Genomic DNA, 25,136 nt, shown 5'->3' with positions numbered 1-25,136 from the left:
AGAAGGCGGTCGAGGCATGAACGACCCCATCTGGCTGATGCTCGTCAAGGGCGTCCTGGTCTTCGTGGTCCTGGTCCTGCTGGTGCTGTTCACCATCTGGTACGAGCGCCGCGTGGTCGCGATCATGCAGGTGCGGCCCGGGCCGAACCGGAACGGGCCCTTCGGCCTGCTCCAGTCGCTCGCCGACGGCCTGAAGCTCGCGTTCAAAGAGGACACCATGCCGCGCACCGCGGACAAGTGGGTGTTCCTGGCGGCCCCGGTCATCGCGGTCACCTGCGCGTTCACCGCGTTCGCGGTGATCCCCTTCGGGCCCGAGGTGAGCGTCTTCGGGCTCGAGACCGAGCTCCAGCTCACCGACTTCGAGGTGAGCGTCCTGGTCATCCTGGCCTGCTCGGCCCTGGGCGTCTACGGCATCGTGCTCGCGGGCTGGTCCTCCGGCTCGGCGTACTCGCTGCTGGGCGCGCTGCGCGCCGCGGCGCAGGTCATCTCGTACGAGATCGCGCTGGGTCTGGCGGTCCTCGCGGTGTTCTTCCAGTCGCAGCTGATGTCGACCGGGGCGATCGTCGAGGCGCAGGCCGAGGGCATCCCGCTCAACGTCGCGGGCCTCGACATCACCCTGCCGGGCTGGTACTTCCTGGTGCTCGCGCCGAGCTTCGTGATCTTCGTGATCGCGATGGTCGGCGAGACCAACCGCGCCCCGTTCGACCTCCCCGAGGCCGAGTCCGAGCTCGTGGCCGGGTTCGCGACCGAGTACTCGAGCCTGAAGTACGCCTCGTTCTTCCTGGCCGAGTACGTCAACATGGTCACGATGTCGGCCCTGGCCGTCACGCTGTTCCTCGGCGGCTGGGCCGCGCCCTTCCCCGACTCGTGGTGGCCGGGCGCGAACGAGGGCTTCATGCCCCTGGTCTGGTTCTTCGGGAAGGTCCTGGCGTTCCTGTTCTTCTACGTGTGGCTGCGCGGCACGCTCCCGCGGCTGCGCTACGACCAGTTCATGCGCCTGGGCTGGAAGGTCCTCGTCCCGGTCTCCCTGGTCTGGCTCATGGTCCTGGCGGCCATGAACATCGGCCTCGACACCGACAACGAGACGGCCACCCGCATCGCCTTCGCGGGCGGCGCGGCCATCGTCGTCATGGCCCTGATCTTCTTCTGGCCCAGCCGGAAGCAGTACGAGGCCCCGGCCGAGCCCGACACGGGCCTCGGCGGCTTCCCCGTCCCGCCGCTCGACCTCGCCGTCCCGCCCAACCCGCGGGCCCTGCGCGAGCTCGAGCCCGCGGACGCCACCGCGCCGGTCAACGGCTCCAACGAGAAGGGGGAGGAGTAGATGTCCGGTTTCGCCAAGGGCTTCGGCGTCACCTTCTCGCACATGTTCAAGCCGAAGGTGACCGTCGACTACCCGGAGGAGCCCTCGAAGCTCCAGCCGCGCTACCACGGCCGCCACGTGCTCAACCGCCACCCGGACGGGCTGGAGAAGTGCATCGGCTGCGAGCTGTGCGCCTGGGCCTGCCCGGCCGACGCGATCTACGTCGAGGGCGCCGAGAACACCGAGGCCGAGCGGTTCTCGCCCGGCGAGCGGTACGCCAAGACCTACCAGATCAACTACGCGCGCTGCATCTTCTGCGGCCTGTGCATCGAGGCCTGCCCGACCCGCTCGCTCACCATGAGCAACGAGTACGAGCTGGCCCGCGACGACCGCCGCGACCTCATCTTCACCAAGGAGGAGCTGCTCGCGCCGCTCATCGAGGGCATGGAGCAGCCGCCGCACCCGATGCGCCTGGGCGACAGCGAGAAGGACTACTACGCGTCCGGCCCGGTCAACCCCGGCGCCAGCGAGGGCGCGGAGTTCTCCCTCACGGAGATGCTCGCGCAGACCAAGCAGAGGGGGCAGCAGTGATCGACCTGGCCCAGACCCTCGCCCAGGACGCCTCCATCGGCGAGGCGGTGTTCTTCTGGATCCTCGCACCGATCGCGCTCGGCGGGGCCATCGGCCTCGTCCTGGCCCGCTCGGCCATCCACGCGGCCCTCATGCTCGCGATCACCATGATGTGCCTGGCGGTCTTCTACATCATGCAGGCCGCGCCGTTCCTCGGCTTCGTGCAGATCATGGTCTACACCGGCGCGATCATGATGCTGTTCCTGTTCGTGCTCATGCTGTTCGGGCGCGACTCGAAGGACTCCATGTTCGAGACGCTCCGGGGCCAGCGGTTCCTCGCCGTGTGCCTGGGCATCGGCCTCGCCGCGCTGCTGTCGGCGGGCCTGGCCCGGGCCGTCTCCGGCCTCATCGTCCCCGCCGAGCCCGCCGCCTGGGCCACGGGGGCCGGGTCCAACGTGGAGGCGATCGCCGACGCGCTGTTCTCGACCTACCTGTTCCCCTTCGAGGTGGTCTCCGGCGTCCTCACCGTCGCCGCGGTCGGCGCGCTCATGTTCGCGCACGTCGCCAAGAAGGGCGGCCACAAGGGCCAGAAGGAGCACAGCCGCGAGCGGTTCGCGCCCGGCGTCTACCCCGGCCCCAGGCCCGGGCCCGGCGTGTTCGCCACCTCCGACTCGACCGCGACCCCGGCGCTGCGCCCGGACGGCTCGATCGAGCCCGCGAGCCTGTCCGAGTACGTCCCGCCGCGCCAGCTCACCGCCGCCGAGGCGGCGCCGAAGCACACGGAAGGGAAGGACGCATGAGCCCCGAGCACTGCCGGCCCTCCACGGAAGGGCGCGACCGATGAGCCCCGAGTACTACCTGATCCTCGCCGCCGCGCTGTTCTGCATCGGGGCCGTCGGCGTCCTGGTGCGCCGCAACTCGATCGTCGTGTTCATGTGCGTCGAGCTCATGCTCAACGCCGGGAACCTGACCCTGGTGACCTTCGCGCGCACCAGCGGCACCATCGACGGGCAGGTCATGGCGTTCTTCGTCATGGCCGTCGCCGCCGCCGAGGTCGTGGTCGGACTGGCGATCATCATGGCGATCTACCGGTCGCGGCGCTCCGCCTCTGTCGACGACGCCAACCTCCTGAAGGCCTAGAGGGGACACAGTGGACGACATCTCGTACGCGCCCGCGACCGGCGCGCTGGCCTGGACGTGGGCGCTCATCGCGCTCCCGGCGCTCGGCGCCGCCGTCCTGCTCCTGGCGGGCCGCCGCGCCGACAAGTGGGGCCACTGGCTCGGCACCGCCACCATCGGCGCCGCCTTCGCCCTCGCGCTGACGCTCTTCGCCTCCCTCTCGGGACTCGAGGACAAGAGCGGCACCCTGGACCTGTTCACGATCATCTCGGTCGGGGACCTCCAGATCGACGCGAGCCTCCTGTTCGACCCGCTGAGCGCGGTCTTCTGCCTGCTCATCACCGGCGTCGGCTTCCTCATCCACGTCTACGCCGTCGGCTACATGGCGCACGACGAGGGGCGCCGGAAGTTCTTCGCCTACTTCAACCTGTTCGCCGCCGCGATGCTCGTGCTCGTGCTGGGCGGCAACTACTTCATGACCTTCATCGGCTGGGAGGGCGTGGGCGTCGCCTCCTACCTCCTCATCGCGTTCTGGCAGGCCAAGCCCGCCGCCGCGACCGCCGGCAAGAAGGCCTTCCTCGCCAACCGGGTCGCCGACGTCGGCTTCCTCCTGGCGATGTTCACCATGATCGGCGCGCTCGGCTCGCTCGACTTCGCCACGGTCTTCAACGGCGCCGAGTCCCTCTCCACGGGGACGAGCCTCGCGATCGGGCTGCTGCTCCTGGCCGCGGCCTGCGGCAAGTCCGGCCAGTGGCCGTTCCAGACCTGGCTCCCCGACGCCATGGAGGGCCCGACCCCGGTCTCGGCCCTCATCCACGCGGCCACCATGGTCACCGCGGGCGTCTACCTGATCGCCCGCTCGAACGTCATCTTCAGCCTCAACCCGGACGTGCAGACGGCCGTGGTCGTCGTCGGCGCGCTGACCCTCCTCTTCGGGGCGGTCGTCGGCTGCGCCAAGGACGACATCAAACGCGTCCTCGCCTGGTCCACGGTCTCCCAGATCGGCTACATGTTCCTCGCGGTCGGCCTCGGCGGCGGCGCGTTCGCGCTCGGCATCATCCACCTGCTGGCGCACGGCTTCTTCAAGGCCGGCCTGTTCCTCGGCTCCGGCTCGGTCATGCACGCCATGAACGACCAGACCGACATCCGCCGCTTCGGCGGCCTGTGGCGCGTGATGCCCTGGACCTACGCCACGTTCGCCGCCGGCTGGCTCGCGATCATCGGCCTGTTCCCGTTCTCCGGCTACTTCAGCAAGGACCCGATCATCGCCGCCGCGTTCGCGCGCGAAGGCTGGCAGGGCTGGGTCGTCGGCGGCGCCGCGCTCCTGGGCGCCGCGCTCACCGCGTTCTACATGACGCGGCTGTTCGTGCTCACCTTCCACGGCCCCCGGCGCTGGACCGAGGACGTGCACCCGCACGAGTCCCCGGCGATCATGACGGGCCCGCTGGTCCTGCTCGGCCTCGGCTCGCTCGCGGCGGGCGGCCTCATGGCCGGCCCCGTGACCACCTGGCTCACACCGGTGTTCGGCGAGCACCACGAGGCCCACGGGCACCTGAGCCACACCCAGGTCACCATCGCCACCACCGTCGTGGTGGTCCTCGGCGCGGCCCTGGGCTGGTTCCTGTTCCGCCGCGGCACCGACGAGGCGCCGCGGGCCGCCGCCTGGCCGGTGCGCCTCGCGCGCGCCGACCTCGGCGGGGAGGCCGTCAACCGCGGCCTCTTCGAACGCCCGAGCCGCCTGGTCGCGGGCGCCTCCGTCTCGATCGACGCCCGCGGCGTCGACGGCGCCGTCAACGGCCTGTCGGCCGCGATCGGCGGCGGCTCGCGGCGGCTCCTGGCGCTCCAGACCGGCTTCGTCCGCTCCTATGCCCTGTCCATTCTGTCCGGCGCCGTCATCGTGGTGGCCGCGCTCATGGTGGTGGTCGTCCAATGAACGAACTCCCGTTGCTGTCGGCGCTGGTCGCCGTGCCCCTCATCGGGGCGGTGGTCGTCGCGTCGATCAGACGCGAGAACGCGGACGCCGCCAAGTGGACCGCCCTGGCGGTCTCCGGCGTCGTCGCCGTCATCACCGCCATGGTGGCGCTCGGCTTCGACTACTCGGCCGACGCGCCCTGGCTCCAGTTCACCGAGACCTACACGTGGGTCGAGGCCTGGGACCTCAACCTGTCGTGGGGGGTCGACGGCATCGCCCTGCTCCTGGTCGCCCTGACCGCCGGGCTCACGCCCATCGCGATGCTCGCGGCCTGGCGCGACCTCGACGCGGTCAAGCGCAGCGTCCCGGCGTTCTTCGCGCTCATACTGGCGCTCCAGGCGGCCATGCTGGCGACCTTCCTGGCCTCCAACGTGCTGCTGTTCTACTTCTTCTTCGAAGCGATGCTCGTCCCGATGTACTTCCTCATCGGCTCCTACGGCACCGGCCCGAAGAAGCAGTACGCGGCGGTCAAGTTCTTCCTGTACTCGCTCGTCGGCGGCCTGTTCATGCTCGTCGCCGTCATCGGCCTGTGGGTCCACTCCGGCGGCGTCTTCGACTGGCAGACGCTCGTCGCGGCCGAGCCGATGGAGGCCGGGTCGCTCCAGAACTGGCTGTTCCTCGGGTTCTTCCTCGCGTTCGCGATCAAGGCCCCGTTCTTCCCGTTCCACACCTGGCTCCCGGACGCGGGCGGGGCGGCCCCGGCCGCGGTCGCGGCGCTCCTGGTCGGCGTCATGGACAAGATCGGGACGTTCGCGATCCTGCGCTACTGCATCCCGCTGTTCCCGGACGCCACGCGGACGTTCGCGCCGTGGGTGATCGGCATGAGCGTCATCGGCGTGCTCTACGCCGCGTTCGTCGCCATCGGCCAGACCGACCTCAAGCGCCTGGTCGCCTACACCTCGATCGCGCACTTCGGGTTCATCGGCATCGGGATCTTCGCGTTCACGCAGGCCTCGGCGACCGGCGCGGTCCTCTACATGTTCAACCACGGCCTCGCCACGGGCCTGCTGTTCATCATCGTCGGGTTCCTCACGCTGCGCCGCGGCTCGGCGCAGATCGCCGACTACGGCGGGGCCGCCAAGACCCTGCCGCTGCTGGCCGGGATCTTCCTGTTCGCGGGGCTCGCCTCGCTCTCGCTGCCGGGCACCGCGCCGTTCATCTCCGAGTTCCTGGTCCTGTTCGGCGCGTTCACCGACAACGAGCCCGTCGCGGTCCTGGCGACCCTCGGGATCATCCTCGCGGCCGCGTACGTCCTGTGGATGTACCAGCGCACCATGCAGGGCGACCGGAACCCGGCGCTCGACGAGGTGCCCGCGATGCGGCGCGACCTCACCCTCCGCGAGAAGGCCCTCGTCGCGCCGCTGGTGATCGCGATCCTCGGCTTCGGGTTCTACCCGCAGCCGCTCATCGACGCCGTCGAGCCCGCCGTCGACAACACGCTCCTGTTCATCTCCGGTGAACAGGCCGACCTGCCCGCCGCTGAAGGAGTCAGCAATGAATGAGGTCCAGATCGACTGGGCCGGCCTGGCCCCCATGATCATCGTGTTCGCGGCGGCCTTCGGCGGACTCCTCGTGGAGGCCACGGTCCCCCGGGCCCGCCGCCTCGCGGTCCAGGCGGGCCTCGCCGTCGCGGCGCTCCTCGCGGCGTTCACCGCCGTGGTCCTGATCCACGACAAGAGCAGCGCCGCGTTCTCCATCGAGGGCACCGGCCTCGGCTCGGTGGTCCTCGACGGGCCGGGCCTGTTCCTCCAGGGCACCATCGCGCTCCTGTCGGTCGTGGCCGTGCTCCTGCTCGCCGAGCGCCGCACCACCCGGGGCGGCGACTTCGTCGCCGAGGCCGCGGTGGTCGCCGACTCGGCCGCGGACAAGGCGCAGCAGCGCGAGGACGGCGCGACCGAGATCTTCCCGCTGACGCTCTTCGCGGTCGTCGGCATGATGATGTTCGTCGTCGCGGGCGACCTGCTCACCATGTTCGTCGCCCTCGAGATGCTCTCGCTCCCGCTGTACCTCCTGTGCGGCCTCGCCAAGCGGCGCCGCCTCATCAGCCAGGAGGCCGCGCTCAAGTACTTCCTGCTGGGCGCGTTCGCCTCGGCGTTCTACGTCTACGGCATGGCGATGCTGTACGGCTTCGCCGGCACCGTGGACCTCGCGGGGATCAACCAGGCGGGGATCGCCTCGAACCAGCCGCGGCTCCTGCTGTACATCGGCGTCGCCATGATCGCCGTCGCGATGCTGTTCAAGGCCGCGGCCGTCCCGTTCCACATGTGGACCCCGGACGTCTACACCGGCGCCCCGACGCCGGTGACGGCCCTGATGGCCGCCTGCGTGAAGGTCGCCGCCTTCGGCGGGCTCCTGCGCGTGTTCAACGTGGGCCTGGAGTCCTCGGCGTGGGACTGGCGCATGATCCTCATGGTCATCGCGATCGCGACGATGCTCGGCGGCGCGATCTTCGCCGTCACCCAGCGCAACATCAAGCGGCTGCTCGCGTACAGCTCCATCGCGAACGCCGGGTACCTGCTGATCGGCGTCATCGCGCTCGGCGACGCGGTCGGGTCGACCATGTTCTACCTGGCCGCCTACGGCTTCACCGTGATCGCGGCGTTCGCCGTCGTCTCCCTCGTGCGGGACGGCGACGAGGAGGCGACGCACCTGTCGCGCTGGGCCGGGCTCGGCAAGAAGTCCCCGGGCACCGCGGCGGTCTTCACGATCCTGATGCTGGCGCTCGCGGGGCTCCCGTTCACCAGCGGCTTCACCGCGAAGTTCGGCCTGTTCGCCGCCGCCCTGGGCGCCGGCGAGGTCGGCCTCGTGGTGGTCGGCGTCGTGTCCTCGGCGATCCTGGCGTTCCCGTACCTGCGCGTGGTCGTCCTCCTGTGGCTCAACGAGCCCGCGCCGGACGCGCCGACGGTGAACCTGCCGAGCCCGATGGCCGGCGCCGTCGTGGCCGCGGGCGTGGCCGCGACCCTGATCCTCGGCGTCGCCCCGGGCTTCCTGATCGACATCGCCGACCAGGCCAGCACCTTCCTGAACACCTAAGCGCACCAACGAGAAGAGGCCGCGGGGAGCGAACGCTCCCCGCGGCCTCTTCTCGTGTGCCGCGGCAGAGCGCGAGGCTATGGCGACGATGACCGAAGGAGTCGGCCTGGCCGCAGAAGGCGTCTCCGATATGCGGAAGGATTGCGAGCCAAGTGAGGGCGGCGATTGCGAAATGACCGCGACTGCGATGGCGGAGCACCTCGCTACCAGTGGGTATCTTGAAGACATGCGCGCCGACATTGAAACCGCCCTTGATCGGGGCATGTAATGGCGATTGATCCCTATGTGCCGCTTGAGAAGCACTCGACCGAAGTCCTTGTGGCCGAGATCCGGCGGCTCAACCGGGTGTGCTTCGCGCACGAGCAGGCCCGAGAACAGCTCGAGCTGAAAGTCGCGGCACTCGCCGACGAGCGGCTCCACGAGGTGAAGGAGGAGACCGACCGCCTCGAACTGCGGGGGTTCGTCAAGGGCGCGGCGGCGGTGGCGGCGTGCTACCTGGTGGTGCGGGCTTTGGGCGTCGGGGGATTCTTGAGCTGAAGGCGGCAAGGGACTCAGGTTGAATCGAAGCTGCTCCGGTCCATCCTCAGGAGATTCTCGTGTCGCTGCTCGCTGAACTGATCGCGCAATTGACCGCGCTCATCGAACAGAACCGCCAAGCCGAAGCCGCGCTTGTCGCGGCCCACGACCGGATGAAGGAGGCGCTCAGTTCGATACGGGCCTCGACAGTCGGTTCGAGCAACCCTCTGGTCGCCGACGGCTTGGTCCAATGGGAATCCGCGCTTGAGAAGCTCGCAGAGGTCCATGGGCTGATGAGCGCAGGCGACCAGGCCATGACCGACTACATCTCCGGGCCTCTGCTCGGTGGCACGGTGTCGACGGCTGGGGGTACCGGCGACGGCCCTTCGAGTGGTACGCCACGCTCACCGTCTCCCGTCCACGCCGTCACGAGACCGGCACACCCGCCCGACCCCGGCAGGCGACCCGCAGGCCCGCCCACCGCGCTTGACGGCACCAAGAGCCGTGCCCTCGAGCGCGAGAACGAGTCCGCGATCGTCCTGGCGCGTGCCGGATACGACATCGAGCAGAACCCACCAACCGCATCGGAGAAGGACCCGGACTACCGGACCCAGGGTGAGCTTTGGGACTGCTATGCCCCGAAAACCAACAAGCCCAAGAACATCCGTACCGCCATGCGCGACAAGGTCCACGACAAGCAGGCTTTCCGAATAATCTTGAACCTTGACGATTGCGAAGCGAGTCCCGCCGAGATCCGGGCGCGATTGGAACACGATCCGATCCGTGGACTCGAAGAGATCAAGATCGTCTACAACGACCAAGTAACGCAGTTCTTTCCCTGGGATTCGGAGATTAATTGAGATGGCGATCGAGTATGTGCTTGAAGCGACCCCGGTCCTCGATGCGGCCGCGATGCTCGACTATTTTGCGGACCTGATCGGCTGCGATGAACGCTTCGACGAGCCGGGGGATGTTCCTCGAGCAGTGCGGCGGGAGGTCCAGTTGACCACCTTGGAGACGCCGTCGGAGGATGACCCGGAGGAGGAGCCGCTGCTGGGCGAGCTGTTCGGCGTCGACCAGACCGTGACTCTCACCTTTCGGATGAACAAGTTCCTCACCCGCGAGGAGGATGGAGCGATCTTCCGCGACATGCTGGCCGCGTGCGCCAAGTTCCTCGAGGATCACCCTGGAGCCAAGGGGATCTTCAGCTATCAGTACGACCACATCTATCTGCAACGCCTGGACGAGGACGGGATCGTGTTGAGTGAGCGCCTGCGCGATCCCGACTTCAACACCGACGGTGTGCTGGACGAATTGCTGGCGACATACCCGAGCCGGGAGCTGGGCATGGTGGATGCCTTCGTCTCAGACGACTGACTTTGAACGCGGCAAGAGGCCGCGGGGAGCGAAGCTCCCCGCGGCCTCTTGCCATGAAGTTTTAGGTGAGGTCGCCGGTCTTGATGGCGGTGAGGAGGCCGGTCCAGGAGGCGGGGTCGACCAGGAGGTGCGGGAAGTCCCCGGAGGTGGGGAGTTTGGAGTCCCGGACTGCGATCGTGGAGGCCACGGGGGCGACCTCGACACAGGCGCCGTTCGTCTGCGACCGGCTGGACTTGCGCCAGGGGGCGTCATGGATGCAGGCGACCTCTACGCAGTTGCCGTTGCTGGCGCTACGGCTGCTCTTTCGCCAAAGGGCGTTGGTCAGGTCGGTAGTCATCCCTCATCCGTTCCGGTTCAGCCAAGCTCCTTGGCGACGGCACGGATCAACTTGGCCGATTCCTGCTGGCTGAGCGCCGCCGCCATCATGTGGCTGTACGCAACACTACAGCGCTGCACTTCCGACTCTTTCTCCAGGTAGAAGCTGCCTGCCTGGGTTTCTGCGTAGGCGACGGGGGAGTGGAAGTCCTCGGGGAACTCCAACAGTTTGACCGGCCCGAGCAGGCCATGATAGCCGCCATGGCTGAGGGGCACGATCTGGATGTTCACATATGGGCGCTTCCCGAATTCGAGGAGATGCAACAGCTGCTCGTGCATGATTTCCGGACCGCCGATATTGCGTCGCAGCACTGCTTCATCGAAGATCGCCCAGATCTCGGGAGGGTCTTCATCCAGCAATCGCCGTTGGCGCTCCATGCGCATCTCGACCTGGTTCTCGACCGGTGTTTGTCCAGAATGCCAGGTGGATTCGATAAGTGCCCAGGCGTATTTCTCGGTTTGGAGCATTCCATCGACCATCATTGACTCAAAGAACCTGATGGTCGTGGCGGCGCCTTCGATGCCGAGGAGATTCTCGAACGCGGTTGGTACAGAGCCGAAGCTAGCCCAGTAACCGCGCTCCTTGCCCTTCTTGGCGAGCTCGACCAGTGCGGTGCGGTTCTCCTCGTCCTTCACGCCGAGGAGGTCGAGCAGGTACAGCAGCTCGATGCGGCTTATCCCGATCCGGCCCTCCTCGATCTTGCGGATCTTGCTCTCCGAGCAGTCCATCAGCTCCGCGATCTCATCGCGGCTCTTCTTCGTCTTGCGGCGCAGGCCTTCCAGGGCCTCGCCCAGTTGCCAGCGCGGGATGGTCGGGCCGGTCATTTTCGGCATCGCTACCTCCTCGGTGGGCAGATCATAACCGCCGCCTCTGCTCATGCCATCCTCCAGATCCGGCGAGTCTGCTGTCGGGAAGTTGTCACGACACGCCGAACCATAATGCTTGACCCGAGAAAAGTTCCATGGAAAACTTCTGGAAGTGGTGAGAGCCACGCATGGCCGCAATTCTGGATCACCGGCCGCGGTGCTGACTCGCAGGCCGCTTGGTTCCGGTGGGGTCAGGCGGCGTTGCCGCCCGGTGGTTCGGCCCGCTCCTTCGGTTCGTGACTCCGGGGGAGCGGGCGCCTACTTCGGGCACCTGCCTGTTGCGCAACCGAACATGACCACATAAGCAGCGGCCCACCGGGAGCTTGGAACCTTGCCGGTGGGCCGCGTCCCAACGAGAAATGGAGCTTCTCATGGGTCTTCTCAGCGTACCCGTCGACCGTGTCCCCGCCTGGACCAAGATCGACCTGCAACTCCACCAGCCCTACCGCACCTTCCTCGGCTTCGGCCGCCTGCGCTGCGACTGGTGCGGCGAACGCTGGGGCCGCCACGGCTGCCCCTCCCGAGAATCAGCCGCCCGCCTCTTCCTCCACACCGCCAGCCCCGCCCAGCGCCAAGCCGCGCTCGACTCCGGCGACCTCACCCCCGCAGACCTCCGCCTCCGCCGCACCGCGCCCTCCGGCCTCGCCGATCCCACCGCCTCCACCGACCCTTCCCCCACCTGCCACACCTCCCGCACCTCCCACTCGTCCCGCCCGGCCCACCGCCGCCGTCCACCCAGCCCGCACCCTCGTACCGCCTCCACCCCCGCCCCGCGCGGCCACCGGGCCCGCGACGACTCCCGGCCGAACCCGCTCACCGCCCTCCGCCGCGAACTCCAGGCGGCGAACCGATGAGCACCGACACCAGCGCATCGCCATCCGACCGCACCAAGATCGGCACCGAGGTCTTCGGCGTCCGCGTCGTCTCCGGCTCCGTCGACCGCCCCGAACCCGGCTCCGTGACTCTGCGCCAGCTTTACCCCGGCGCACCAACCGATATCGGCGTCATCGACACTATCGAGGGCGGCACCGGCGCCGTCACGATCTACCCCTCCCACCGCCGCGAATGGACCGACCGTGACCGCGCCCGCCTCGCCGAGTTCTTCGTCCGCCGATACCTGGACCGCGCCCGCCGCACTACCGACGACAGCACCGTCCCGGGCGTTCCGCATGAACATCGGTGAGCGCGACACCACCGCCGGCTCCCCCGACTGGGTCTACCTCGGCGAGTTCTTCCACGACATCGGCCTGGGCGACCGCGTCCGCTTCGCGGTCTACCGCAGCACCGCCGACAAGGCCCTGCACCGCCTGACCTCCGACGAGCAGAAGCACTACGGCGCCCGGCTCATCGCCGTGTTCACCGAGCCCCCCTCCGACGCCGGCACCGACATGTGGCACCCGGCCTGGGAGCGCGACGAGATGCGTCCCGCGACCGAGCAGTGCGCCCGGGGCATCGCCGCCCGCGGCTGACCGCCCGGTCCTGCCTCCTCCGGCGCCGGGCGCCCGACACGCACGACGAAGCCGCCGGGAGCCTCGGGCTCCCGGCGGCTTCGCGTCGTGCTTCTGCGGGCTTCGACCGCTCGTGCTTCTAGCGGGCCTCGACCGCTTCGAGTTCTCCGGTCTCCGACAGCTCGCGGTCGATCTCCTCGAAGAGGGCCTCGGCGGCGAACCAGGCGCGCGCGCCCCGCGAGCGCAGCAGCAGGAGCGTCGCGGTCGGGAACGACCCGCACACCACCAGCATCGCGGCGGCGCTCAGGAAGAACGGGGCCTCGTCGGGGAACGTCGCGAAGTACGCCCGGCCCAGGATCCACAGGTACATCGTGAACGGGACGATCGCCAGCGCCCACCACGCGGCCGTGACCGCGTGCGCCCGCCGCTGCCCGAGCCGGGTCGCGATGAACGGCATCGAGACGGTGATCGCGACGCTGAGCAGGATCGTCACCGCGTTCTCCAGCCCGATCGAGCCGATGACGCCGAGCATCGACCGCTCGCTGGAGTCGGATCTGGTGGCGTCGAACAGGAACCGCAGCCCGAACGAGTAGAGCAGCATGATGGCCGCGAACTGGAGCCAGATGACGCCTTGGGCGGCGATGACGGTCTTCGGCGTGGCAGAGGGCCCGGTGAGCTGGGGTCGCACTGCGCTCCCTTCTCGGCGGCGGTGGCGCGCGCCGGAGGCGTCCCGGCGATCGCCGGGGGTCGAACATGTCTGATCGGCGGCTCGGCCGCCGCGAGCGTGCCGCCTCCTGGGGGAGGAGCGGCGCTTTGAACGATAGCGAACCGGGCCCACCCGCAGGCAGGCGGTGCGGCCGGGAACACAGGGCGTACGCCGGTGACCTCCCGGCAACCCCGGCTCACTGTCTCGTCCGTCGCGAAGCGGGCATCCCGCTGCAAGGCGACTTCTCGACGCGACATAACCATGATGTTAATCTAGATAAATGTCGACTTACACTATCACCGAGGCGCGACCGAAGCTCGGCGACATCGTGCGCCGCGCCGCCGCACATCAGCAGACTGTCATCACCGACCACGATCGCCCCATCGCCCTCGTGGTGAACTTCAGCGACTGGGAGGACATGGAGGACACCATCGCCGCCCTCCGCAACCGAATTTCCCGAGCCGAAGGCGTGCAGCCGATCGAACACGGGGAAGCCAAACGGCTCCTGCGTGAGGCGGCGGCCGAGGCCGCCGCGCAGTGAGCTACATCGTCCAGTGGGAACCGGCCGTGGTCGCGCAGGTCTCACGGTTCATGGCATCCCATCACGGCGAACTCGAAGAACTCCTGGCGTTCCTGGACTCGTTGGAGGAAAACCCCCGGCCGACGGGTTCGGTCGCATGGGGGCCGGATTACCGTCGCGCCCGTGTCGGAGCGTGGCGGGTGCTCTACAGGATCGAAGAGACGCTGAGCGTCGTCGGCATCGAGAACGTCGGACGCACCGAATGATCCGCGAGACGGCCGGCGAGAGCGGGCCCCCGTCTCGAAGGAGAGCGGAACACGAGCGCTTGACAGACGAGCTTGTCGAGCGCCATCGCAAACTGCCACGGCTCGATTACGAGAAGATGCGGGCCGAAGTCGACGCATGCTTCGGGAACGAGGGCCGCCTCGGGGACGACGACCCGTGGGAGCGGGCCGGGGCCGTCGAATTAGGCGTCGCGCTCGATCATGTAGTCGCAGATGTCGACCAGGGCCTTCTGCGCCGCGCCCTCCGGGAGCGACTCGGCCAGCGCCCGGGCCCGCTCCTGGTACTGGTGCAGCGTGTCCTTCGCCTGCCCGATCGCCTTCGAGCCCCGCAGCAGCGCCAGCGCCTCCTCGAGGTCCTCCTCCGGGACGGGCCCGGCGACGAGCTCCCGCAGCCGCGCGTCCTCCGGGGCGTCGCCCGCCAGCGCGTACAGCACCGCCAGCGTCGGCACGCCCTCGAGGAGGTCGGTCCCCGGCGTCTTCCCCGACGAGTCGGACTCGATGTCGATGATGTCGTCCGCGATCTGGAACGCCACCCCGATGACCTCGCCGAACTCCTCGGCGGTCGCGATGGTCGCCTCGTCGGCGCCCGAGAGCCACGCCCCGAACTTGGCGCACGTGGCGATGAGCGACCCGGTCTTCTCCGAGAGGATCTCCAGGTGCCACTCGACGGCGTCGATCCCGTCGGGCCGGGGCATGGTCTCGTTGATCTGCCCGCGCACGAGCCGCGCGAACGTCGCGGCCTGGAGGCGCACGGCCTCGGTGCCCAGCTCGGACATGATCTGCGCGGCCTGGCTGAACAGGTAGTCGCCGGTGAGGATCGCGACCGAGTTGTCCCAGCGGGCGTTCGCGCTCGGGGCGCCGCGGCGCATGAGCGCCTCGTCCATGACGTCGTCGTGGTAGAGCGTCGCCAGGTGCGTCAGCTCCAGCCCCACGGCCGCCTCGAGGATGTCGGGGCGGGCCGGGTCGCCCAGGTGCGCGCACGCCAGCGTCAGCATCGGCCGGAACCGCTTCCCGCCGGCGCGGATGAGGTGGGACCCGGACTGCCGCAGCAGCGGTTGGTCCGTGTCGACCGCTTTGAGCAGGCGCTCCTCGACGAGGCCGAGGGAGGCCTGCATGTCCTCGGCGAAGGCCTCGTCGGTGAAGGTCAGTGCGGTCTGGGCGCGTCGGGTGGTCACCACGGCCTCACCTTATCGTGCGGCCCCGGCGGCTGAAACGGCACGTGAACGCGAGTAGCGGACGCCGCAGCGAGGAACGTCAATGCCGGGCCCTCGAGTAGGCGAGGCTCCCCGCGACGATGAACAGGGCCGACAGCCCCATGGCCGCGATCGCCGCGGTCCAACCTGCGGCCCACCCGGCGCGGTCCACCAGGAGCCCGAACCCGACGGGCCCGAACGCGCCGCCGAGGAAGATCCCGGTCTGCGTGACGGAGGTCGCCAGCGCCGGGGCGTCCGGGTACCGGCTGGTCACGGCGTGGTTCATCAGCCCCGGCCAGGCCCAGCCGAGCGCGTAGGCCGCGGCGGTGCCCAGCGGCAGCAGCGACGGCAGCTCGAACAGGTACGTCGCGAGCCCGGCCGCGCCGCCGACGAGCATGAGCGCGATGACGCCGAACTCGCCGCCCTGGCGGCGGTCGCCCAGGGCCCCGGCCCCGGTGCGGCCGATGACGCCCGCGATCCCGCCGATCGTCAGCACCAGCCCCGCGTAGTGCTCCGATCCGCCGATGTCCACCGTGTACGTGGTCAGGAACGAGCCGATCGGGGTGGCCGCGGACGCCCCGAGGCAGGTCGCGGCGGCGAACAGCAGCAGCCGCGCGTCGAAGCCCCTCGCGCCGGGGGCCTTGGGCCGCACGGCGGGCCTGCCGAGCCCGGCCAGCGGCACGAGCGCGAGCAGCACCAGGGCGGCCCCGAACACGAACGCCCACCGCCAGCCCAGCGTCAGCGCCACCGCCGGGACGCTGAGCCCGCCGAGCATGATGCACAGCGGCACCGAGGCCTGCTTGGCGCCGAACAGGAGCCCCCGGCCGCGCAGGGGCGCCCACTCGGTGAGCACCGTGTTGGACGCGAGCTGCCCGAGCCCGTTGGCGGGGGCGCACAGGATCATGAACGCGGTGAGGACCACCGGTTCGCGCGCGAAGACCGCGATCCCGAGCATGGCCCCGGCCGAGAGCGCGACGGCGACCCTGGCGGTGACGAGCGCCCCGAACCGGTCGACGAGCCGTCCGGAGGGGACGGTGGTGAGCGCGGAGACGGCGAAGTAGAGGCCCGAGACCCATCCGATCGCGCTGACGCTCATGCCCAGCTCGTCCGAGACCTGGACGGCGAGGCCGCCGAAGAGGAACAGCGGGAGGACGGCGGCGACCTGGACGCTCATGGCGGCCACGACGGTGGTGGAAGTCCTGGGGGAGGAGGGGGCGGTGGTGTCGACGGGCACGCCGGCAACCGTACTCCAGCGCGCCGGATCGTCCCGGAATCGGTTCACATACAGGGAATGCGCGGTACGCGTCGCCGGTACGGGTGAACCTTCTTGACGCGCGCGCACCGCGTGTGCGACGGTGGATCCTGTTTCAAGACGGTGCGTTACCGGTCGACTCCACCGGGTCCCGTCCGCGGCCGGGCCCCCTCCCCGGGGAACACGAAACGCGGCGGCCCTGGTGGGAGGGAGCCGCCGCGCTTCGGTTATTCGAATGTCCGCGGTGACGGCGAGGAAGTTTGGTGGGGACTCGACGCCGCCGCCGCGGGTTGTCCGCGACCGGCGAGCCGGACCGCGAACGGTGCTGACACATAGATACTGCCCTGTACGCGACGGCGGCGCAACCCACTGTTGTTTATATAGTTAGATCACGGCCGACCCGACCCGCGCCGCACCCGGCGCAGGCCTCGAGGTCAACGGTGTGCAATTGGAGCGGCGGCATGGTGGAGCAGCGGCGACCAGGAGACGAGTCGCGCGGAGGCGACCCGCGGGGACCGGGCGCGCGGTCGCGCGCCGGGCGGTCCAGGCCCGACCGGGCGGGCATCAAGGCCCCCGGCACGGCCGGGGTCTTCCCGACCCCGTCCGAGCCGACGAAGATGATCCAGAGCGTCCAGCGGGCGCTGCGCATCATGGAGCTCGTCGGCCGCCACGCCGACGGCGTCACCGCGCCGCGCATCGCGTTCGAGTGCGGCCTCAACCGCGCCACCGCCTACAACCTGCTGCGCACCCTCGTCTACGAGCGCTACCTGCGCCGCGACGACGAGGGCCGCTACACGCTGGGCCTGGAGGTCTCCGACCGCTACTCGGAGCTGACGCGCGCGATGGCCGGGCCGCGCACCTGCGGCCAGTACATGCGCCGCATGTCCACCGAGACGGGCTACTCGACGTTCGTGGCCCGCTTCGTGGAGGGCCGCCCCGCGGTCACCGACGTCATCGAGGGCAACAAGAGCCCGCACGTGGAGGAGCTCATCGTCGGCTTCGACGACGGCGCCCACGCGACCGCGCTCGGCAAGGCGCTCCTGGCGACGCTCCAGCCGATGGACCGGGCCCGCTTCCTGCGGGCCGCCGGGATGCGCAAGTTCACCGGCCACACCCTCACCGAGCCGGACGCCTTCGAGTACGACCTGGCCGTCTACGGCGAGTCGGGCGTGTACGCCGAGATCGGCCAGTTCAAAGAGGACGTCGCCTGCGCGGGGGTCGTGATCCGCGAGGGCGACGCCCCGGCCGAGCGGATCGTCTTCGCCGTCGCGATGCCCCTGGAGGACATCCGCGCCTCCTGGCCGATCCTCACCCAGCGCCTGCGCGAGGCCGCCGCCGAACTGCAACCGCTCCTGTGAGCAACGCCGGGGCACCGGCCGGGCGTACTCAGAGGGTCATGACCGACCCGTCGAGAGGACACCTGACCGATGCAGCGGACCACCGCCGCGGGCCTCACCGGCCTCGCGGTCGCCCTGGCGGCCACCGCCGCCTGCACTGACGACCCCGCCGGAGGGGGCGACGCCGCCGAGACGGCGCCGTTCGACGAGGTCCGCCTGGTCGACATGGTCAACGAGAGCGCCCGGCTCCTGTACGAACTGGAGTCGGCCGAGAACCGGATCGTCCAGGACTGCCTGGAGCGCGAGGGCTTCGCCGTCCACGACCGGTTCTGGTTCACCGCCTCCGAACCGGAGCGGCAGGAGGCGCTGTTCCGCCCCGACGACTGGGGGAGCTGGCTCCCCGAGCCCGACGAGGCCGCCGAGTTCGGCCTCGGCTCCTGGACCATCGCCGCCGAGGGCCGCGACGACCCGGACCTGGAGGCGTACTACGAGTACAAGGGCATCGTCCCCGACGAACTGGGGATGAGCGGCGACGGTCCCGCGGGCGACGCCGGCCCGCCCGACAACGGCGAGTTCGACGCGCTCTCCCCCCAGGAGCAGTACGACTGGTACACGGCCTACTTCGGCGAGGCCACCGCCGTGACGGAGTACGGCCACCTGGTCGACGCGCAGGCCCCCGACAACGACGGCGGCGCCGACGGCGGCGAGATCGACCTGGGGGACGACTTCGACTACGTGGAGCCGGAACCGGGCGGCTGCCGGCGCGAGATGATCGACGCCCTCTACGGCGACGGCCTGGAACTGGTCCAGGACCCCGAGGGCCAGGAGTACCGCGAGGCGGTCTGGACCTACCGACCCGCCAACCCCGTGGACGACTTCGCGGTCTACGAGGAGTTCGACCTCCTCTACCGCGAGAGGATGGCCGAGGCCGAGGGGCTGCTGGTCGACTGCCTCGCCGAGCGCGGCCACCCCGGCTGGGAGTTCGGCGAGGAGGGCTCCCTGCCGCTGTCCGACTACTTCTGGGAGCTCTACGAGGGCGAGGCGGACGTCCACGACCACCCGGACCTGCCCGACGACGTCCCCGGCGACTACGAGGGCAGGAAGGCCTTCGAGATCGCGTTCGCCGTCGAGCTCGCCGCATGCGGCGACGAGACCGGCTTCCGCGAGACGGCCGAGCAGTCGTGGGCCGACACCCAGAACGAGTACTACCTGTCGATCGAGACGGCGGTCTACGCCTGGCAGGACGAGGTGCGCGACATCCTCACGACCGCGCAGGACCTCCTCGAGGGCTGAGCGGGGCCGGACCCCGAAGGGCCCGGTGCGTCCCGGGGAGCGGCCGACCGCCCCCCGGGGCCGCCCTACTCGTTGAAGTTCTGGTACGCGCAGCCCGCGATGGCGTGGCACAGCCGCATCCGGTAGGGCACCAGCTCGAGGACGTCGAACCCGAAGCTCACCGGGTTGCCGTCGCCCGAGCCGTTGTGCTCGCACTTCAGGGTCGTCCACCCCACCCGCGGCGCGTACGCCTGGAGGCAGCCCTCGGGGCCGTAGCCGTCGGACTGGTCGTCGTAGATCTTGAACACGTCGCCGTCGTCCACGTGCGTCATGTGCGCGACCTGCCGTCCGTCGATGTCCGACAGGATCAGCAGGGTGTTCCCGGCGTAGGCCGGGCTCGTGCTCCCCGCGACCATGGCCAGGCCCAGGGCGCCGGCGATCGCGAATCGGGTCAGCCACTGCTTCAGCATGCTGGTCTCCTCCTTCGTCCGGCGCCCCCGTTCCAAGTGCCTTCACGTTGCGCCGCAGGCGATCGCATCCGGTGCCGGAGGCGTCGCCGGAGGTAATACGTCGCCCGGGCCGAAAGGGGTTGCACGCATAGCGAACGGGAATACCGGACAGCGCGAGAGGACCGGGCCCCGGGCCCGGTCCTCTCGTCTGCGAAGTCCGCTCCGGCGTCTAGAGCACGGTCCAGGTGTCCCCGGAGTGCAGGAGCCGGTCGAGGGCCTCCCTGCGGTCGACGCCCGCCGCGGCCTCGTCGACCTGGGTGCGCACGCCCTTGTCGTAGGTGGGCCGGGCGACGTTGCGGAACACGCCGATCGGGGTGTGGTCGAGCGCCGTGCCCGACAGGCGCGAGAGCGCGAACGCGTACGCCGGGTCGTCCACGTCGGCCTTGTGGACCACCACGTCGGCCTCGTCCACGTCGGCGGCGTCGCGCACCTCGAGCCCGTAACCGGACTGGACGACGACCTTCTCGCCGTCGGCCGCGCCGAACCGGACCGGCTCGCCGTTGCGCAGCCGGATGATCGCCTCGTCGCGGGTCTCGGGGTTCTTCAGCACCTCGAACGCGTTGTCGTTGAAGATCGGGCAGTTCTGGTAGATCTCGACGAACGCCGAGCCCTCGTGCTCGGCCGCGGCCCGCAGGACCTCCTGGAGGTGCGCCCGGTCGGAGTCGAGCGTGCGGGCCACGAACGTGGCCTCGGAGCCCAGCGCGAGCGACAGCGGGTTGAACGGCGCGTCGACCGAGCCCATCGGGCTCGACTTGGTGAGCTTGCCCGGCTCGGACGTCGGCGAGTACTGGCCCTTGGTGAGCCCGTAGATCCGGTTGTTGAACAGCAGGATCTTCAGGTTCACGTTGCGGCGCAGCGCGTGGATGAGGTGGTTGCCGCCGATCGACAGCGCGTCGCCGTCGCCGGTGACGACCCACACCGACAGGTCCGGGCGCGAGACCGCCAGGCCCGTGGCGATGGCCGGGGCGCGGCCGTGGATCGAGTGGATCCCGTACGTGTTCAGGTAGTACGGGAACCGCGAGGAGCAGCCGATGCCGGAGACGAACGCGATCTTCTCGCGCTCCAGGCCCAGCTCGGGCAGGAACGACTGGACCGCGGCCAGGATGGCGTAGTCGCCGCACCCGGGGCACCAGCGCACCTCCTGGGTCGACTTGAAGTCCTTGGCCTTCAGCTTGGGAGCCTCGAGCTTCACTGCGTCAGCCACGACGGGAGACCTCCTCGGAGAGATAAGGGACGGTGTCAGCCATTCTTGATGACCTCCTCCAGGGCGTCCTGCAGTTCGTTGGAGGTGAACGGCAGGCCGCGCACCTGGTTGTAGCCGACCACGTTCACGCCGGGGAAGTTGCCGCGCAGCAGGAGCGCGAGCTGCCCCAGGTTCATCTCGGGCACGACGACCTTGTCGTAGCGGGCGAGCACCTCGGCGGTGTTCCCCGGCATCGGGTTGAGGTAGCGCAGGTGCGCGCGGGCGATCGGGACGCCCTTGTCGCGCAGGCCCCGCACGGCCGCGCCGATCGGGCCCCACGTCGAGCCCCAGCCGAGGACGAGCACGTCGGCGTCGCCCTGGTCGTCGACCTCGAGGTCGGGCACGTCGATCCCGGCGATCTTCGCCGCGCGGGTGCGCACCATGTGGTCGTGGTTGGCCGGGTCGTAGGAGATGTCGCCGGTCTTGTCGGCCTTCTCGATGCCGCCGATGCGGTGCTGGAGGCCGGGCGTGCCGGGGACGGCCCACGGCCGGGCGAGGGTCTCGGGGTCGCGCAGGTACGGCAGGAACGCCGGCTCGCCCTTGGCGTCGACGCCGTTCGGCTCGGTCGCGAACGCCACCGAGATGTCGGGCAGGTCGGCGAGGTCGGGCAGCCGCCACGGCTCGGCGCCGTTGGCGATGTACCCGTCGGAGAGGACCATCACCGGGGTCCGGTAGGCCAGGCCGATGCGCGCGGCCTCGAGCATGATGTCGAAGCAGTCCGAAGGGGACTGCGGCGCGAGGACCGCGATCGGGGCCTCGCCGTGGCGGCCGAACATGGCCATCACGAGGTCGGCCTGCTCGGTCTTGGTGGGCAGGCCGGTCGAGGGCCCGGCGCGCTGCACGTCCACGACCAGGAGCGGCAGCTCCAGCGAGACCGCGAGCGAGATCGTCTCGGACTTGAGGGCGATGCCCGGGCCCGAGGAGGTGGTGACGCCGAGCGCCCCGCCCCACGAGGCGCCCAGGGCCGCGCCGACCGCGGCGATCTCGTCCTCGGCCTGCACGGTGGTGACGCCGAAGCGCTTGTGCTTGGACAGCTCGTGGAGGATGTCGCTGGCCGGGGTGATCGGGTACGCGCCGAGGAACACCGGGAGCCCGGAGGCGACGCCCGCGGCGGTGATGCCCCACGCCAGCGCCGTGTTCCCGGTGACGTTCCGGTAGGTGCCCGCGTTGAGCTTCGCCGGCGGGACCTCGAACCGGACCGCGAAGGCCTCGGCGGTCTCGCCGTAGTTCCAGCCGGCCTTGAGCGCGGCGATGTTCGCCTCCGCGATGGCCGGCTTGGCCTTGAACTTGCCGCGCAGGAACTCCTCGGTGGCCTCGGTCGGGCGCGAGTACATCCACGAGACGAGGCCGAGGGCGAACATGTTCTTGGACCGCTCGGCGTCCTTCTTGCTGACCTCGTACTCGGCCAGGGCCGCGATGGTCAGGCCCGCGAGCGCCACCGGGTGCACCTGGTAGTCGTCGAGCGAGCCGTCCTCGAGCGGGTTCGCCTCGTACCCGACCTTGGTGAGGTTCCGCTTGGTGAACTCGTCGGTGTTGACGACGATGGTGCCGCCGGACTTGAGGTCGCGCAGGTTGGCCTTGAGCGCCGCGGGGTTCATCGCGATGAGGACCTCGGGCTGGTCGCCGGGGGTGAGGATGTCGGTGTCCGCGAAGTGGATCTGGAAGCTCGACACCCCCGGGAGCGTCCCGGCGGGGGCGCGGATCTCGGCGGGGTAGTTCGGGAGGGTCGACAAGTCGTTGCCGAGCTTGGCGGTCTCCGCGGTGAAGCGGTCTCCCGTGAGCTGCATGCCGTCGCCGGAGTCCCCTGCGAAGCGGATGACGACCCGGTCAAGCTGCCGGACGGTGTTCACCTAGTTCTCCTCATGCGAGTTCTGGGGCACGCAGGATTGCGGCGCTTCGGGCGGGGGAGCGGGGGGCTCCGCCATGTCTTACTTGCGATGCTACGCGGCGGCCGGGACGCGGTGCCAACCCAACGAGGCGGGCGCGATGTAGGCGACACCACTTCGTGCCCTAGCTCTCACCCACTGGGACAGGACGGCCTCGTCAGTGACCTGGACCTCTCGTTTCGGCCGCCAGAGGACCGAATCCGAGTCTTCCATCCGTCCCGGATCGTGGACGCGGCTCGGCGGCGCCGACACGTCGGAGTCGCGTATCCGACTCGCGTCCGGCGCCCGCCGTCAGTGCTATGGGGACCCGTGCGCTCGCGACCGGCCTCCCCCGCCCCGTCTCCGGGAACCGCGGTCAGGAGCCGCTGGTGGTGCTCGCGCTCGCGCCCGCGTCCGTCGTGGGCGTCTCGCTCGGCACGGGGCTGCTGCTGGTCTCGTCGTCCGGCGTCGGCTCGGTGGTCGGGCCGTCGTCGACGAGGACGAACGCCTCCGCCTCGCCGTCCCACTCGTACCGGGCCGTCCAGGCCTCCCCGGCCTCGTCGAGGCCCTCGATCGCGACGACGCCGTCCTCGACCTCGGTGACCGCGGTCAGCTCGTGCTCGCCGTCCGGCTGCCACACCCACCCGAAGGAGGCCAGCACCGGACCCTCGTCCGCGTCCTCCTCCATCGTGAACGCGGCGACGCCGATCTTCTCGTCGCAGCGCAGCGCCAGGATCGTGTCGTACTCGCCGTCGCCGTCCGCGTCGCCCTCGGCGACCCCGGCGATGCTCCAGCCGGTGTCGCCGGTGATCTTCCACGAGTCGAAGTCCGCGGTCTGCACGCCGGTCGCGCACGACGCGGCCCAGTCGCCCTCGAACGGGCCGTCGACGACCAGCGCCTCGAGCCCGCCGGCGGGCGGCGAGGGGGTCGACGCGGCCGACTCGCCGCCGGACATGCCGGGGGAGGCCGGGTCGTACGGGGACGCGCTGGGCGCCTCGTCCGAGCTGGTCTCGACGACGGCGCCGCCGGCGTCGGTGGACTCGGGCCCGCCCGCGAGCGGGCCGAGGGTCTGCGCGACCGCGAAGCCGCCCGCGGTGACCGCGGTGCACGCGCCCACGACCGCGGCGAGCGAGACGAGGCGGCGGCGGCGCAGCGCGGCCGGGCCGCGCATGATGAGGTCGTCGACCGGCGGCGGCGGGAAGTGCGCGCCCGACTCCGCCTTCAGGCTCGCGAAGGCCGCCGCGACCGCGCGGTCGTCGTCGTGGGGCTCGATGCTCATGAGCGGTCCTCCTTCACGGAAGCCCGGCGGCCCGCGGACCGGGGCGCGCCCGGGTTCGCGCGCCGGATGCGGATCGGCATGGTGTCGCGGAAGGCGCTCGTGGCCGTCTCCGCCGGGGCCTCGTCGCGCAGCAGCGCCGCCAGCTCCTTGCGGCCGCGGTGCAGCCAGGACTTGACGGTGCCCTCGCGGGCGCCGGTCTGGGCGGCGATCGCGCTGATCGTCATGTCGGCCATGTAGTGCATGACCAGGGCCTGGCGCCGCTTGGCCGGGATCTCCTTGAGCGCGGCGACCAGCGCCACGTGGTCCGGGCTCGCGGCGGGCGCGGCCTCGGGGGCCTGGGACTTCTGGAGGAACTTGCGCGCGACCTGGTTGCGGCGGTGCCGGCTGGTCGCGAGGTTCCACGCCACGCGGCGCACCCACGCGACGGGCTCCTCGTAGCCGCCGACCTTGTCCCAGCGCTGCCACGCCCGCAGGAAGGCCTCCTGGACCAGGTCCTGGGCTTCGGTGGCGTCCCCGAGATACGCGCACACCTGGGCAGCGAGCTCCGAGAAGTGGTTCTCGTAGAGGTCGGTGAACTCCGCCTCCGTTCGCACATCCGCTCCAGCGCAAGTAGGGGAATCAAGGACATCCATCGGGCCCTGTCCGTCGTGCCCGGCGGCAACCATTGTCGCTTTGTCCGAGGCGGAGACGCGAGGCGGGGTCGGCATGTCGGCGCTCCCGACCGCCCGGGGGCCGCCGTGCGGCCATCCGCGCACGAGCGCGTCGAACTCGGCGTCGACCGGCCACGGGCCCGGCGCGCTCCGGGTCCACTTCGCCGAGGCCGCATCGGGCCGGCGGTCGGCCCGGTGCAGCGGCGGGGCGCTGGCGGCGGTCATGTGCGGTGATCCCATTCCTTATATCTGCGCTCCGCGTGCGGAACGTCCCGTCTTCATCCGAGGCGGCTCGGTCGTCCATCTGCGCTCCGCGTGCGGAACGCCCTGTCCTCTATCCGCGGCGGCCCGGCGTCTCTCCGTGCGCTGCCCGCGGAACACACGCCTCTCGGCCCCGGCCCGAAGCCGTCCGCCGTTCGGAGTGAATCCTCTTCGTACAACAACACGTT

The 25,136-nt window shown here is 70.1% G+C and carries 28 protein-coding genes; 18 read left to right on the top strand and 10 right to left on the bottom strand.

The genetic code is table 11. The features are described from left to right. The first annotated feature begins 16 nt into the window (after positions 1-16). The 11 genes from nuoH (at position 17) to LO763_RS14395 (ending at position 9,887) form a co-directional block, all read left to right on the top strand. On the top strand, positions 17-1,321 hold the full coding sequence (gene nuoH, locus LO763_RS14445; protein ID WP_230603250.1) for an NADH-quinone oxidoreductase subunit NuoH: 1,305 nt from the start codon (positions 17-19) through the stop codon (positions 1,319-1,321). Then, positions 1,322-1,891: an NADH-quinone oxidoreductase subunit NuoI gene (gene nuoI, locus LO763_RS14440; protein WP_230603249.1), complete on the top strand. Its 570-nt coding sequence runs from the start codon at positions 1,322-1,324 to the stop codon at positions 1,889-1,891. It abuts the gene before it with no gap. Continuing rightward, on the top strand, positions 1,888-2,670 hold the full coding sequence (locus LO763_RS14435) for an NADH-quinone oxidoreductase subunit J (protein WP_230603247.1): 783 nt from the start codon (positions 1,888-1,890) through the stop codon (positions 2,668-2,670). Before nuoI ends, LO763_RS14435 begins: the two co-directional genes overlap by 4 nt. Positions 2,671-2,710: 40 nt before the next feature. Further along, positions 2,711-3,010, top strand: a complete 300-nt coding sequence (nuoK, locus tag LO763_RS14430) for an NADH-quinone oxidoreductase subunit NuoK (protein WP_230603246.1) — start codon at positions 2,711-2,713, stop codon at positions 3,008-3,010. A 10-nt stretch (positions 3,011-3,020) separates the two neighbouring features. Then, positions 3,021-4,922 carry an NADH-quinone oxidoreductase subunit L gene (gene nuoL / locus LO763_RS14425; RefSeq protein WP_230603244.1) on the top strand — a complete coding sequence of 634 codons (1,902 nt, stop codon included), beginning with the start codon at positions 3,021-3,023 and terminating at the stop codon, positions 4,920-4,922. After that, positions 4,919-6,463 carry an NADH-quinone oxidoreductase subunit M gene (locus tag LO763_RS14420; RefSeq protein ID WP_230603242.1) on the top strand — a complete coding sequence of 515 codons (1,545 nt, stop codon included), beginning with the start codon at positions 4,919-4,921 and terminating at the stop codon, positions 6,461-6,463. The genes nuoL and LO763_RS14420 overlap by 4 nt, the downstream gene beginning before the upstream one ends. After that, the gene (nuoN, locus tag LO763_RS14415; protein WP_230603240.1) at positions 6,456-7,994 is read left to right on the top strand and encodes an NADH-quinone oxidoreductase subunit NuoN; all 1,539 of its coding nucleotides are present in this window, start codon (positions 6,456-6,458) and stop codon (positions 7,992-7,994) included. The genes LO763_RS14420 and nuoN overlap by 8 nt, the downstream gene beginning before the upstream one ends. Positions 7,995-8,073: 79 nt before the next feature. Next, positions 8,074-8,262, top strand: a complete 189-nt coding sequence (locus LO763_RS14410) for a hypothetical protein (RefSeq protein ID WP_230603238.1) — start codon at positions 8,074-8,076, stop codon at positions 8,260-8,262. Next, on the top strand, positions 8,262-8,531 hold the full coding sequence (locus LO763_RS14405; RefSeq protein ID WP_230603237.1) for a hypothetical protein: 270 nt from the start codon (positions 8,262-8,264) through the stop codon (positions 8,529-8,531). The genes LO763_RS14410 and LO763_RS14405 overlap by 1 nt, the downstream gene beginning before the upstream one ends. 59 nt (positions 8,532-8,590) lie before the next feature. Continuing rightward, positions 8,591-9,370, top strand: coding sequence for a CdiA C-terminal domain-containing protein (locus LO763_RS14400; protein ID WP_230603235.1), 780 nt, complete (start codon positions 8,591-8,593; stop codon positions 9,368-9,370). Position 9,371: 1 nt separating this feature from the next. Continuing rightward, the gene (locus tag LO763_RS14395; protein WP_230603233.1) at positions 9,372-9,887 is read left to right on the top strand and encodes a SitI3 family protein; all 516 of its coding nucleotides are present in this window, start codon (positions 9,372-9,374) and stop codon (positions 9,885-9,887) included. Between the two features lie 61 nt (positions 9,888-9,948). Here the strand turns inward: LO763_RS14395 and LO763_RS14390 are convergent, their stop codons facing one another. Together LO763_RS14390 and LO763_RS14385 are read right to left on the bottom strand one after the other, a co-directional pair. Beyond that, positions 9,949-10,224 carry a DUF397 domain-containing protein gene (locus tag LO763_RS14390; RefSeq protein WP_230603232.1) on the bottom strand — a complete coding sequence of 92 codons (276 nt, stop codon included), beginning with the start codon at positions 10,222-10,224 and terminating at the stop codon, positions 9,949-9,951. A gap of 17 nt (positions 10,225-10,241) precedes the next feature. After that, a complete protein-coding gene (locus LO763_RS14385; RefSeq protein WP_230603230.1) occupies positions 10,242-11,141 on the bottom strand; it encodes a helix-turn-helix domain-containing protein in 900 nt (299 codons plus the stop codon). 359 nt (positions 11,142-11,500) lie between these two features. On the opposite strand from LO763_RS14385, the gene LO763_RS29410 reads away from it, so the two are divergent. The 3 genes from LO763_RS29410 to LO763_RS14370 are packed head-to-tail and all read left to right on the top strand — an operon-like array spanning position 11,501 to position 12,598. Then, entirely contained in the window at positions 11,501-11,983 is a 483-nt protein-coding gene (locus LO763_RS29410) for a hypothetical protein (protein WP_304608829.1), read from the top strand. Then, positions 11,980-12,312, top strand: coding sequence for a hypothetical protein (locus LO763_RS14375; protein WP_230603228.1), 333 nt, complete (start codon positions 11,980-11,982; stop codon positions 12,310-12,312). Before LO763_RS29410 ends, LO763_RS14375 begins: the two co-directional genes overlap by 4 nt. After that, positions 12,299-12,598 (top strand): hypothetical protein, encoded by a 300-nt coding sequence (locus tag LO763_RS14370; protein WP_230603227.1) that lies wholly within the window; start codon positions 12,299-12,301, stop codon positions 12,596-12,598. Before LO763_RS14375 ends, LO763_RS14370 begins: the two co-directional genes overlap by 14 nt. 118 nt (positions 12,599-12,716) lie before the next feature. Here LO763_RS14370 and LO763_RS14365 read toward each other — a convergent pair whose 3' ends face one another. Then, positions 12,717-13,265 carry a hypothetical protein gene (locus LO763_RS14365; protein ID WP_230603226.1) on the bottom strand — a complete coding sequence of 183 codons (549 nt, stop codon included), beginning with the start codon at positions 13,263-13,265 and terminating at the stop codon, positions 12,717-12,719. A gap of 298 nt (positions 13,266-13,563) precedes the next feature. Between LO763_RS14365 and LO763_RS14360 the strand changes: the two genes are divergently transcribed. Continuing rightward, complete coding sequence (locus tag LO763_RS14360; RefSeq protein WP_230603225.1) at positions 13,564-13,824, top strand: type II toxin-antitoxin system Phd/YefM family antitoxin; 261 nt, start codon at positions 13,564-13,566, stop codon at positions 13,822-13,824. Next, a complete protein-coding gene (locus LO763_RS14355; RefSeq protein ID WP_230603223.1) occupies positions 13,821-14,069 on the top strand; it encodes a type II toxin-antitoxin system RelE family toxin in 249 nt (82 codons plus the stop codon). Before LO763_RS14360 ends, LO763_RS14355 begins: the two co-directional genes overlap by 4 nt. A gap of 200 nt (positions 14,070-14,269) precedes the next feature. Here LO763_RS14355 and LO763_RS14350 read toward each other — a convergent pair whose 3' ends face one another. Together LO763_RS14350 and LO763_RS14345 are read right to left on the bottom strand one after the other, a co-directional pair. After that, on the bottom strand, positions 14,270-15,265 hold the full coding sequence (locus LO763_RS14350; RefSeq protein ID WP_230603221.1) for a polyprenyl synthetase family protein: 996 nt from the start codon (positions 15,263-15,265) through the stop codon (positions 14,270-14,272). A 76-nt stretch (positions 15,266-15,341) separates the two neighbouring features. Continuing rightward, entirely contained in the window at positions 15,342-16,514 is a 1,173-nt protein-coding gene (locus LO763_RS14345; protein WP_230603220.1) for an MFS transporter, read from the bottom strand. 479 nt (positions 16,515-16,993) lie between these two features. Between LO763_RS14345 and LO763_RS14340 the strand changes: the two genes are divergently transcribed. Together LO763_RS14340 and LO763_RS14335 are read left to right on the top strand one after the other, a co-directional pair. Continuing rightward, a complete protein-coding gene (locus tag LO763_RS14340; RefSeq protein WP_230603218.1) occupies positions 16,994-17,890 on the top strand; it encodes an IclR family transcriptional regulator in 897 nt (298 codons plus the stop codon). 69 nt (positions 17,891-17,959) lie between these two features. Next, positions 17,960-19,162 (top strand): hypothetical protein, encoded by a 1,203-nt coding sequence (locus LO763_RS14335; protein ID WP_230603216.1) that lies wholly within the window; start codon positions 17,960-17,962, stop codon positions 19,160-19,162. A gap of 65 nt (positions 19,163-19,227) precedes the next feature. Here LO763_RS14335 and LO763_RS14330 read toward each other — a convergent pair whose 3' ends face one another. From LO763_RS14330 to LO763_RS14310, 5 genes are all read right to left on the bottom strand, one after another. Then, positions 19,228-19,611, bottom strand: coding sequence for a hypothetical protein (locus LO763_RS14330; protein WP_230603215.1), 384 nt, complete (start codon positions 19,609-19,611; stop codon positions 19,228-19,230). 208 nt (positions 19,612-19,819) lie between these two features. Continuing rightward, positions 19,820-20,854, bottom strand: coding sequence for a 2-oxoacid:ferredoxin oxidoreductase subunit beta (locus tag LO763_RS14325; RefSeq protein ID WP_230603214.1), 1,035 nt, complete (start codon positions 20,852-20,854; stop codon positions 19,820-19,822). 35 nt (positions 20,855-20,889) lie between these two features. Then, entirely contained in the window at positions 20,890-22,743 is a 1,854-nt protein-coding gene (locus tag LO763_RS14320; protein WP_230603213.1) for a 2-oxoacid:acceptor oxidoreductase subunit alpha, read from the bottom strand. 391 nt (positions 22,744-23,134) lie between these two features. Then, on the bottom strand, positions 23,135-24,037 hold the full coding sequence (locus LO763_RS14315; RefSeq protein WP_230603211.1) for a hypothetical protein: 903 nt from the start codon (positions 24,035-24,037) through the stop codon (positions 23,135-23,137). After that, positions 24,034-24,630, bottom strand: coding sequence for an RNA polymerase sigma factor (locus LO763_RS14310; protein ID WP_230603209.1), 597 nt, complete (start codon positions 24,628-24,630; stop codon positions 24,034-24,036). The genes LO763_RS14315 and LO763_RS14310 overlap by 4 nt, the downstream gene beginning before the upstream one ends. Positions 24,631-25,136 lie beyond the last annotated feature (506 nt).

It is taken from the genome of Glycomyces amatae (assembly GCF_020991375.1).
In the GTDB taxonomy this organism is placed as follows: Bacteria; Actinomycetota; Actinomycetes; order Mycobacteriales; family Micromonosporaceae; genus Glycomyces; species Glycomyces amatae.
This window is presented reverse-complemented; position numbering and strand designations above follow the sequence as displayed.